This is a genomic window from Hydrogenophaga sp. IBVHS1, from assembly GCF_002127265.1.
GTDB lineage: Bacteria > Pseudomonadota > Gammaproteobacteria > Burkholderiales > Burkholderiaceae_C > Hydrogenophaga.
The window spans coordinates 638,099-649,053 of sequence record NZ_NFUU01000002.1; the positions used below are offsets into that span (position 1 = coordinate 638,099).

The 10,955-nt window shown below is 57.6% G+C and carries 8 protein-coding genes; 2 read left to right on the forward strand and 6 right to left on the reverse strand.

Translation table 11 applies throughout. From position 1 onward, the window contains the following. Positions 1-768 precede the first annotated feature (768 nt). Entirely contained in the window at positions 769-1,452 is a 684-nt protein-coding gene (locus CAP37_RS21585; protein ID WP_143435970.1) for a hypothetical protein, read from the forward strand. Here the strand turns inward: CAP37_RS21585 and CAP37_RS17785 are convergent. From CAP37_RS17785 to CAP37_RS17810, 4 genes are all read right to left on the reverse strand, one after another. Then, positions 1,422-2,717, reverse strand: a complete 1,296-nt coding sequence (locus CAP37_RS17785) for a hypothetical protein (protein WP_143435971.1) — start codon at positions 2,715-2,717, stop codon at positions 1,422-1,424. The two genes, CAP37_RS21585 and CAP37_RS17785, sit on opposite strands and share 31 nt — an antisense overlap. After that, a complete protein-coding gene (locus tag CAP37_RS21590; protein ID WP_143435972.1) occupies positions 2,714-3,622 on the reverse strand; it encodes a hypothetical protein in 909 nt (302 codons plus the stop codon). Before CAP37_RS21590 ends, CAP37_RS17785 begins: the two co-directional genes overlap by 4 nt. Before the next feature lie 96 nt (positions 3,623-3,718). Next, positions 3,719-3,907 (reverse strand): hypothetical protein, encoded by a 189-nt coding sequence (locus tag CAP37_RS17795; RefSeq protein WP_056269337.1) that lies wholly within the window; start codon positions 3,905-3,907, stop codon positions 3,719-3,721. A 1,306-nt stretch (positions 3,908-5,213) separates the two neighbouring features. Further along, entirely contained in the window at positions 5,214-6,299 is a 1,086-nt protein-coding gene (locus tag CAP37_RS17810; RefSeq protein ID WP_086125532.1) for a plasmid segregation protein ParM domain-containing protein, read from the reverse strand. 1,616 nt (positions 6,300-7,915) lie between these two features. Here CAP37_RS17810 and CAP37_RS17815 point away from each other — a divergent pair. Beyond that, positions 7,916-9,346, forward strand: coding sequence for an integrase domain-containing protein (locus CAP37_RS17815; RefSeq protein ID WP_086125533.1), 1,431 nt, complete (start codon positions 7,916-7,918; stop codon positions 9,344-9,346). 93 nt (positions 9,347-9,439) lie between these two features. Here CAP37_RS17815 and CAP37_RS17820 read toward each other — a convergent pair whose 3' ends face one another. Continuing rightward, positions 9,440-9,922, reverse strand: coding sequence for a DNA-binding transcriptional regulator (locus CAP37_RS17820; RefSeq protein ID WP_086125534.1), 483 nt, complete (start codon positions 9,920-9,922; stop codon positions 9,440-9,442). A gap of 176 nt (positions 9,923-10,098) precedes the next feature. Then, positions 10,099-10,955, reverse strand: an 857-nt coding sequence (locus tag CAP37_RS17825; RefSeq protein ID WP_086125535.1) for a nucleotidyl transferase AbiEii/AbiGii toxin family protein, incomplete at its 5' end; no start/stop codon positions are given.

Genomic DNA, 10,955 nt, shown 5'->3' on the forward strand with positions numbered 1-10,955 from the left:
CCCGCGCACTTACCCTTGTCAGCGACGACTGCCAGCTGCTCCTAAGAACACGACACGCGCTGAACAAGCGACTTCATTGAGGTGCTTTGTCCTAGAGCTATTCCAAGGTTCCATGAGAGCACTGCTTTCTAGAGAGCTCAGCACCAACGTGTGCACCTGCTTGGTCGACACGTGATGCCCCAGAAGTTGCGCAAGTGATGTTGCCAGCCGGCGTGTAGGGCGCTTGGATTGACGGGCAGCGCCGCTCAGGGTTTCCATGTTCACCTCAAGGAGGCGGTACATCCGATCCTCCGGGTTAAGGCAGTGATTGCGGGGGAACTCGGTGTGCCCCGGTGTGTTCCTGACTCGTTGCTGGGCGGACGCGTTTTGCTCGTCTTTCGTCACGGTGAGAATCGACCCAACGGCGGTGTCAAGATCATTTTTTTGAGCGTGATTGAAGTCATGGTCGAGGCTCGTGTGAGGAAAACATGGGCGTGGACATGGCGTATGGGCGTAGCAGTCGATCGAGAGACTCTCTTATGGTTCAGAACTAGCGACAGAAGTGTCAATCCGTCCTCTCGCGCCCAGCGCGGGCATCTGACATTCACCCGTTCAATTTTGTACGTCGAAACGATGCAGCTCTAGTGAATTTAATCAACAGGGGGTCGATATCGGTGGGTTCTCCCCGCGTTAGGCGGGGGAGCGTGACGAGGGAAGGGCATTAATGTTGAGGTGCTTTCAAGGGCCTAGGCTCTTTTTACCCCCAACTACTGCACTGGAACAGTTCAAATGCAAGACGATATCCCGAAGAATCCCAAGCGACAGAGGGCCATGCGCAATCCCGACGTTGAGAACACCAGATGTATGTCAGTTGTAGATTGGCTGGCAAGGGCAAGGGCAAGTTCAAGAGAGTTCATAGCCGAGTGCGAAGAACTAATAGCGAGGGTGGCAACAACTAGCCCTCATGAGGCGTTGTTGTGTGAGCTGATGCTGGTGTCTGGTCTTGAGCTATCCGAGGCTCTGAACTTTAAGCCGCTCGAATCAATTACGCCTGATGGATTGCTTATCAAATCGAGGGAAACAAATGGGCGGTCACGTTTAGTCCCTTTTGCGAAGTTGCCCCGTTCGCTACATCGTCAATGTAAGGTTTACTCTCGCTGTTTGCAACATTCAGTGAAAATTTCCGGCAATACAATGAGATATGAAGGTTTGTCTAAAGATCAGAGCTATCGAAGGTTTGAGCGTACGCTCGCAGTCCACTATATCTCTACCAGTTCAATGCAGATAACCTATCAAGACCTGCGTCTTGCGTATGCTCGCCTCATGTTTGAGGAATGTATAGGTTACCGGCAGACCGCCGAAAGCCAAAATACGCTCCAATCGATGCTAATAAACTATTTTGGGGTGCAGCCGGCCATCAAAGCGGTCATGCAAGCGCTGGGCTACAGTCCTCCGACTTCCACATTTGGTTGATTTGGGTGGCCAATGACAGCGCCGCTGCGCGTGGCCCAGGCGACGGAAAGCACGTGTTTTGCTGCAAAACGGATGGTGTGGGCCATCCAAGGGATATCGCCCGGGTTACTGAGAACGACGATACGCGCCTGACTGCCCGATGCCGCGAGTGAAGACCAGAGCTCCAGAGACGGCTTCAACTCGTACTGCGGCCAACGTTGATACGCAACTTCAAAGCGTGGAAGCGGCGGTCGATCGGCAGCACGGCCAGTGTTCTCTCGAACAGATGAGTTTATTGCTATCACCTCGACATTGCAGACGCGATTCAGCATCGTGATTGAGATGGCCACCGTATTCGGGAGCAAAGCTGTGCAGTCCGAAGAACTTGTTGGCGAGGGTTCCGAGATCGCAGTGGCCAAGTTCACTACTAGCCCGATCTTGTGGTGAGTCACTGCCGTACGAAGTTCCTTTAGGACCGCCTCCCGTTCTGTGGAAAGCTTCACCCCGAAGTGCCACTGGGGTGTGAACACCAGCAGGATCGGTTCATACTGCAAATTGACCAAGGCGAGCTTGCCGAGCAGCGCATCCAGACGCATGGCTTGATTACGCTGTATGTCGGACCTTTGAAGCTCCACCTGAGATCGATTGGTCGGCATCGCTGCGACCGGACCTGCGTGGCTCGGCGCGGCCGTCTGATCGAAGGTCCCTCCCAATATCACAGTGGTGCAGATGGCAAAGGCGAGCGATCGCCCGGAGATCACGCTCACCGGTGCTTGCTGCTCACGTTCTCTGCGAATGGCGGTGACCAGCAGCGAGGTCAATACGCCAGCAACGACAAAGGTCAGCGCGCCCATTCCCCCTTTGCCGATGAAGAGCCAACCCAGGCCAGGATGCGCCAAACCCCATCCACCCATCGGCGTGATGAGTGTCACGAACCAAACGCCCAACAATGTGATGAACGGTCGAAATGCTGTCGGGTGGTGGCCACCATTGAGCGACCATACCGCCGAAGAGAAGGCCAGAACCAGGCTAGTGGTCACCAGCCTTTCCCACCCATCTATGCCCTGCGTGACCAGCAGCTCGCTGATCGCATAGGGACTCAGCGCGCCAAGGTAATAGCCAGCAGAGATTGCTAAAGCTCGCAGACGCGTCGGCTGAAGTCCGCACATGAAAGGCAGCAGGATGCTGAGAGCGCCGCCCCATGCGGTCCCAGGCCAGGCCACATAGCCAAGGGAGAGTCCACAGACGCCAAGCGCAAGCAGATACATCTCAAGACAGCGCTTCACTGCCGTACCTCGGGGTGGCGCGCGGCTAGCAGGCCCAGGTGGGAGACGATTCGTGACAGGCCCGTCGAGCCAATCAGATGGGACCGGAGGGGGACGCGAAGCTTTGACGCTGCATCGCCAGCTCGCGCGATATGGATCCACCTGCGATCCGCATCGCATCGGTCGAGACGAAGATCCCAGGTGTCATGGCCTGAGAGCTCGATCTCCAGCGTCAGCCAGTCGCAGATTCCCTTGGAAAATGCCTCTGCGGCGGGTAATACCGGACCTACCTTCGCGACGCATGCACCGTCTATCTCCAACACGAATTTCAGGACAGCTCTAAGGCGTTCGTCTTCGTGCAAACGGCTGAGCCATCTGCTTGGCCAGCCTCGTTCACTGCTTGCCACGAGCAGGATGAAGCCGACGCGCAGCGCTGAGTTGTTTTCGGGTTGATGTGCCTGAAGCGCCAGCCTATGTTGAAACGTGGCACCTCCGGGCAGCGCGTGTTCCAGCAAGAAGCGGGTGGTCTCAGGCCCCCAGTGCTCAAGCTCTGCAACCCACGGTAGCCGGCGCAGGACATTTGTGCGAACGCCTTCGGGTGCCCAATGTCGCAGGCCATCCTGAACCAAGTCCCAATGTGTTGAGCGCGGTGATAGAGCTGGGCCACTTTTGACGCTCACAAGGTCCATCTCGCTGAACAGTGCGGGGATCACCAAGAGTTCATTGAATGTGACTTTTTGGCGGTGCCGGTATGCCAGCCGAGTCGCTGTGACTGCGACTTGGTCCAGATCCTCTGCAGCTTGTACCCTGGGATGCATAGCGTGCTCGCACGTGAGCTTGGAAGTACGCCCAGCATCCCTGGTTTGGCGTCCTTGTTCCATCTTGCTCAAACACCACACATTTGGTGGTTGTGGTTTTTCGTTCATGGCATCTCTCCAGCTCGACGGGTGGACTGTTTCGCACGAATCCAGTCGCACGCCTTTTGGCTTTGGCTTATCGGTGATGACTTTGTCATGACTGAATCAGTAGTCGCTGTCCTGCCAGAGGCGGTACAGGTGGTCCTCCTCCATCTGATCTTGAATCTGCTTGTAGGGATCGTCATCGTCGTCATCGGAGTTTGATGATCGGCCTCTCGCGCTGCTGTTGCCTTGAAACGCGATTACGACAACAAAAATCATGAACCCGAGCACCAGCCAAGTTGTGGAGTTCATACCCGAGCTCCTGTGAGGAAGGAACCTCGGCCAAGCGAGCGCCGTGGTTCCCTCGCGATGATTCGTGCAAGGGCCCAACGCAGAAAGCAAATCTGCTCTTGCAGGTTGCTAGGTTCAGGCATCGTGCGCAGCCCAAGCTCGTCGACCATGGCCTCGAGCAGGGGATCCAAAGCACTACTGGTCGCCCAGAACGAGAATGCCAGGCCGGGCCGCAATTGACGCAGCTTCTGCACGAGCAGGTTGCGTCCGCACACTGACTTTAAGAGCCAGTGGGGTGCCCTGGTCATAGATCGATTCAGCGCGGCAACGTCGAAGTGCTGTCTCAGGCTGCGGCGCCACGCCGTGGCGCGAATCGCTTCTTGGTGAGTGGGAGTCATTCGTTCCTCTTGCGTGTGGATTGGTCAGACCAAGTTCGCACAAGAGGCCCTGATGTCAAGGCCGCGCGGACAATGTTTCGTCGACTGCAGCTCGCCCTGCAGGCCGCTGGCGAGCGGAGTACATCGGGTGAATGGAAAATCTAGGGGCCCGTTGCCAATGCTCAACAAACCAAGTTGCGATGACATTCGCAGGAGCACGCTTTTCCGCTGCGCTCAGCTTGCTTTCTGAGCATGGACGCCTAGAATATTTTTCAACGATTGTGTTCAACCAGGAGTTCAAATGTCGGCGCCAGATCTGCTCAAGGTATTCATGCTTGTTGGAATCCTGTTGGCCATTTGTGGAATCCGTTGGTTGAACAGAGAAATTGCAAGGCTTGCAGAGGAGAATCGGCGCAAGCGTACTTGTATGGGTTGCAGTGAAGAGTCACCCTGAAGTATTCACCTCACCACGATCTGTTGTTGATCGAGCTGATGGTGACTACGTCACTTCATCCCACTCCTGGCCAAGTCAGGCCGACGCCTTTCGGTTCCTTGTTCGTTCGTACGCGGGTCCGAATATGCTCTTAAAGCTTGCATCGAACGGGCTGGCAACGGATGCTCCTTCCTCCAAGGGATTGGCAGCATTGACTTGGATGTTTTCAGGTACGCCAGTGGGAACCGATAGATTCAGGGGAGCGACTGACGCTTTAACTGCAGTTGGCGTGGGATGCAGTTGGCCGAAAGGCGGCAAGCTCCAGCGGCCCATGGCCATTCGGAACTGGTAGCCCAAGTGGACCAACTGCAGGATCTCCATGTTGAGACCTGCAGGGCTGATCCCCTTGAGATAGTCCAGGACTCCAACTCCATCGGGGGGAATCGTGACTCGGACCCGCAGAGCTTCGTCTGGATTCTGTGATCGTTTTCGTTGCGCCATGGTGTGATCCCTTTGATCAACCGTTCGCGTAGGCTTCATTCGCAGCGTAGTCGGCGACTACTTGGAAGCCGCGCACGTTGGAGAAGGTTGAGCCACCATCCATCTTCAGGCGGCGCCGCAGTCCGGGTGCGTGTTCACGGAGAAATTCAAAGAACACCGCACCACCACCACCGCAGACCAAGATGTTGTCAAAGTCATTCAAGGCGCCCACCGTGTTTAGCATTGCCTCGTAACCCCTGCGCAGGACCTCGTTGATGGCACCCTTGTATCGGGCCATTTCGTAGTCCTCGCCGCCAATGCGAACGGTTTCCCGGTTGTCGCGGATGGCCAGGTCAATCGCCTGAATCACACCGTATTGATTCTTGAGCTCCGGATTGATCGCTTTGGCCACTTCGTACGCGCACGCCAGCATCGACTCTGGATGAGCACCCGACCGTTCGTAGTTGGGGACCTTGTCGTAGGCCGCCAGAAAGTCAATCGTTCCGCCGCCCACGTCGACCACGAGATTCCAACCGCTCATCTCGAAGTCCTTGTGCGTGAGGCCGTAGTAGTAAAGGGCTCCTAGGGGTTGCACCATGACGGAGGCGTCCAGCACCGTTACGTGCCTTGCACCCACTTCAGGATTTGGGCTGTTCAGTGCGTGTCGGCCGATGACCAGCTCGCGCAGGTGGTCACCGTATGCGTCAAAGGTGTTGAGGGGGAGTCCTACGGTCAGGTGCTGAATCGTCATCTCTTTCGGATTCCCTTCGTCACTGAGCATGTAGTGCATGGCTCCCCGCATGAGCGCGAGATAGGAGGGAGAGGTGCAGTAGTCCTTCATGACGTGCCGTGGCTGGAGCCCCTTGAGGTGCATCTCGACCCCACGACCGGCAAAGTGAGGCACCCCATTGATTTCGCTGATGCAGCCGTCGGCTCCAAGGGTGCCGGGGGCATGTCGGAAAGTAGCGCCTGCCCGTAAGGTGGCGGTGATCGACGGAAACAGGTCCGCATGGATGAGTGGGACACCTCGTGCCACCTTGTGGCCACAGGTGAACTTGGTATTGGCGTAGCCCACGTCGATGGCTCGTGCGGGAACAGTGATCAGATGTGCGTCGCGTTTCATAGGTCTCTCCAGGTTTCTTGCCTGCACAAAATTGTGCTGCTGGGAATTCTGTTGGGGCCTTCGCACCTCTGCAAGCGATGCGGACCAGTTGCTGGCCACGGGAGGCCAAGTCGGGCCAGTGCAGGCCACAAACTGCAACTCTTGCGAAGCGAACCCTTGTCCACGCTGTTGTAGTGGCCAGGGCGGGCCACCTGAGGTCACTGGCGGCCACAAAGCATCCGCGCGGGAGGCGAGTCCCGGCAACCACGTCAGGGTAGGGGCCGTAGGAGGCCATGGCAGGCCAGTTGCGGCTACGACGCGCAGTGCGCACGCAGGGCTGAAGCTGGCTTCTTCGAAAGTGAGGCCACGAGTGGCCATGGGCGGTCACAACGTGTGGGTCAGCTAGAGAATCGCGCCTCACTGCGGTGTGAACCTTCGTGTGGATACGCGCAATCAGGTGGCTCTATTGATGTAGGGAGCTAGAGGGCAGGGCTGCCACTTCTTGTTTCCTCAATCGAAGAATCGTTTTACGCGTTCAAGTACCGTGTTGATGGCGAGATATCCACAGGGCCCTTTCACCCAACCCACTTTGTGTGTCTGCAGGAGTGGTGGCAACCAGAGTGATATGAAGGCTTTTGATCTGAAATGACTTTTTTGCCTTTTGGCATGAATGACACGCTGCGGGAGAGTGTTTTGCCATCTGTGGACAAGGGCTCGGGCAGCCTGCGTTGAGCGGTATCTGTCCCCAACTGGTCCGCATCACAAGACAAGACTGCAAACAGCATCTACTATTCGCTCACCTGTACCTCTGGTACTTAGACATCCCAGTGATGTCCCACTCCCTACACAGGGAAAACTGCTAACCGACGCTTCACCATGAGTGTCCTAAGGCAACAAGCCGACTTCCCACGTTGGAAGTCGCAAACCAAGACGGTGCTCTGTATGGAGCGCCGCAAAACAGGTCGAATAACGACCAGCTGCTGAGCCCGCGACGCGGTTCAGAAGTGGCGACCCCGAATGGGGACTGCCCGCAGCAAGCCAACCAGGCCTTCCTTCTTGGAAGCCGCCAGCCAACGCTCTGAGCTACGGAGCGGGTGTGGACGCGTAAGCGTATAGATCAACTCACGTTTTGACTTTGCACTGACGACTACCTGCGGGTGGTTTGTCACAAGTACCTCCCGCCTGGCGCGTTAGCCGGGAGCCCTCAGGGCCTAAAAAGGGGCAGGTTGGACAAGCAGCAAAGGACAACGCCGCCAAATCAGTCTGGCGGTGAAGTGAGTTCACCCGGGTAGTGAATAACTACCCCGGTCTAGCCAGCCCACATGGCTCTGTCTGAAAAAGACAGTACCCCCCCAACGCCGTAACTGCGTTGGGGTGCTCATCCAGCAAGGATGGGGGTCACACGGGGATTCCACCTGTGCCGGCAGGACAGCTTGCTAACGAAAAACGGAAATCACCGAAGACTGACGTGCCATGCCCAGGGGCCTTGTACCGGGCGACCAGTAGCAAAAAGACGAATGAAAAGCCAGAGCGATCTGGCGGTTTGGGCCTGCCTGAAGGTTTAGGCATGCGGGTGCGTTGGGCGCCCGCAGGTGTTAACCCTCATCACGACGAAAGTCACAACAGGAGAAAGAGAAATGGCGAAAGCATCAGGCAATGGTCGCGGCAAACGTCGCGCACACCAAGTGAAGTCACGTGCGGAAACGCTCACCAGGGGCGGCCCGGGCAGTGCACAGCTGCGCGCCCAAGAAGCGATCAAGGCGCATCCCAACGACCCGCGGCGGCAGATGACGTATTTTCTGCAGGATCTGGACCTTCAGTCCTTCACCGGCCGCAAACGAGTCGTCGCTGAGAAGACTCGCACGGCGTTCGGACGCACTCTGATGAACATCATTCAGGATCTGCGAAAGCTGAACATGCCTATTCAGCGCATCGACGAGATTGGGCAGCGTCACGCTGTGGTGCTAACTGCGTACTGGGCAAATGATCTGGGTCACAGCAGCTCGACGATTCAAAACAAGTTGTCGGCGATTCGCAAGTTTTGCGAACTCATCGGCAAGATGGAAGCGATCCCGAAGCGCGAAAAGCTCTACGTGGCACTGGAGGCGAAAGGTGTTGAAAAATCCGCCGTGACGCGTGCGCAGGTGACTCACGGCAGCAAGAGCTGGAAGGCGGCCGGGGTGGATGCCCAAGCGATCATCGAAGTGGTCGCCGTCGAAAACCCTCAGGAGGCCATCCTGTTCGAGCTCGAACTGCACTTCGGCTTGCGCGTCAAAGAGGCGCTTTGCTTTCGCCCGCGTGAGGCCGAGCGCCGTGATGGCATTGCGATCAATCTGGGCACGAAGGGTGGTTTGGGCCGCTTTGTGCCCTTCATGAAGGATCCTGTGAAGCAAGCCAAACAGCGCGATGTTCTTGAGCGCGCGCGCGCCTGGGCTGATAAGCACAACAACAAAGGTGAGATGGGCTACGAGCGCATGACGATGGAAGAGGCGCGGACCAAGTACTACCACGTGCTGCGCAAGTACGGCATCAACCAGAAGGCTATGGGGGTCTCGAGTCACGGCCTGCGTCACCAGTTCGCAGCAGACATGTTCGAGGACATCACTGGCCACCGCCCGCCAGCCGAGGGTGAGGAGACGCCAGCGTGGTTCAAACAGAACCGTGAACTGGTTGACCACGCGTACAAGAAGGTGTCAGAGGCTCTGGGCCACTGGCGCAAGGACATCTCCACGGCCTATCTCAGCTCGGTCTCTATGATGAGTAAGCTGCAAAAGCTGCGCATCGAAAAGCGGATCGAGATGTTTCAGAACACGCCCGGCGTCGCCACGGGTTTGCTGATGCTTGGTGTGGAGCGTGCGTGGCTGACCGGGCGTGCAGCATTGGGGATCGAAATGCCACACAACGAGCGCATCGTTCTCACCGTGAACCTTGAGGAGGGGGTCAAGTTGGAAGTGCTCAAAGATGTCCACGCGCTACTTCAAAAGTTGCTTCCCGGCCGCGTCCTCGTCGTCCCGCTCTTGGGCGGCGGCGTTCAGCCTGAGAACGGTGTTGAGGTGTCTCTGCGCTGATGAAGAAGGTGGGCAGGTGCAAGCCTGCCCACCGTATGGTGATGCACGATGCCTAGTTCTCAGAGCGCATTTATTCGACCTAAAGCGGGTTCTTTAGGCCGCGTGCTGTTCAATGAGCGACAAGGCTTCACGCTTGCCCATTGCAATTCTTCCCAAAATTTCCGGGACACGCGCAGCCCTTGGCGAGGCGCCGCCGGACTCCCACTTCCATATTGACAAGGAAGAGACGCCCAGCAGCTGTCCCATTTGTTCCTGGGTGAAGCCGAGTCGGGCGCGTTGGGCTTTCAGACGCTCCGCAGTGAACATCACCTTGCGACCTGGTTTTCCCCGGGGTGTATCGGGAGTGGGCTTGACCGCCGGCAAAGGTTTGGTCAAGGAGCCAGAGGAGGAGGGTGCCGCGCGCAACTTCTCCAGTTTCTTCAGACTCGACTGAAGCGACTTGACCTCCTTCTTCAAGGCCGAGAGGTCGGAACGCTGGGTCGTGCTGAGCTTGCGCAGCGATGTGATCTCCTCGCGCAGTTCCTTGCGAGCCACGCGGGCGATCTCTTTTTTGAGGGTTTCGGCAAAGGTGGTCATACATACATATTACGACAGAGCCCGCGCCGCACCCATACTTGTATGAAAGCCGGCGGATTTTTCTGGCCGGCGCGTCGGTATTGATAATGGGTGTTTTCAACACCATTCCTACGGGGATACTTTGAATCAGCACCGCGGGCGCATTCGAGATTGGCGTCGCTATCGAACGACCAGGTTTATGTCCGAGCGGCAGCGTTGGCCCGAGCCTGCACCTGGGCGCAGGCCTGCATCAGTTGATCGAAGGGCAGGGCATCACCCACCACGACCTCGTCCTCCAGCATCTTGGCGTAGTCAGCGGCCAGCGCGTCTCGTGCGCCCCCCTCGGGCACGATCCGCAACGCGCCCAGGACGGCGAAGGTGTAGTTGATGGTCTTGTTGTCGGCGGCCTTCTCGCTGAAGAACCAGGACTTGTGTTCCGCTACCTCCCGAGCCACGGCGCGATCAGCAATCACAGCATCAAAGTGTTCACTGCGCATGATGGCCGCCAGGTCGTGCCAATGGCGCGCGTACCGCTCACCTCGGATTCGTCCCTGCGCGCAGTAGACGTGTGTCGCTGTCGCCTTCTCCCAAAAGGTCCGTGCCACACCCATCACCTGCGGCAGTGCCTGGGGGAACGACACGCCATCGACATGACCGGCCATGTCGCAGGTGATGGGGAGCACGCCATGCGGCTCCCCAGTGGCGCGGCCACCAAACTCCAGCGTGATGACGGGTGAAACATACCCAGTGCCCTGCTTGATTGCCGGGTAGTGCAGTTGGAGTGTGTCGTGCTCCGCGCCTGCGATTTCCAGCGTTGCCCCAAGTCGCTCGCGCTCAAGCGCTGCCTGCAGATGGGGCTGTACGGTCGATCCGATCCAGTCGGGGAGCCGATCCCTGACGGCCTTGCTCCATTTGCTGGCCTGGCTGCGGCTTGCCGGGAGAAAGTACCCGTCACCGGTGAGATCCGGGATCAGTTTGCGGATGTCGTAGGTGAGGTCGATGTCCTCGGAGAACCGCTCGATGATCTTGTACGCCTTGGACAGCGATGTGCCAC

Coding starts and splice junctions, on each gene's coding strand:
- CAP37_RS21585 (WP_143435970.1), top strand. CDS start 769: ATGCAAGACGATATCCCGAAGAATCCCAAGCGACAGAGGGCCATGCGC.
- CAP37_RS21590 (WP_143435972.1), bottom strand. CDS start 3,622: ATGAACGAAAAACCACAACCACCAAATGTGTGGTGTTTGAGCAAGATG.
- CAP37_RS17795 (WP_056269337.1), bottom strand. CDS start 3,907: ATGAACTCCACAACTTGGCTGGTGCTCGGGTTCATGATTTTTGTTGTC.
- CAP37_RS17810 (WP_086125532.1), bottom strand. CDS start 6,299: ATGAAACGCGACGCACATCTGATCACTGTTCCCGCACGAGCCATCGAC.
- CAP37_RS17815 (WP_086125533.1), top strand. CDS start 7,916: ATGGCGAAAGCATCAGGCAATGGTCGCGGCAAACGTCGCGCACACCAA.
- CAP37_RS17820 (WP_086125534.1), bottom strand. CDS start 9,922: ATGACCACCTTTGCCGAAACCCTCAAAAAAGAGATCGCCCGCGTGGCT.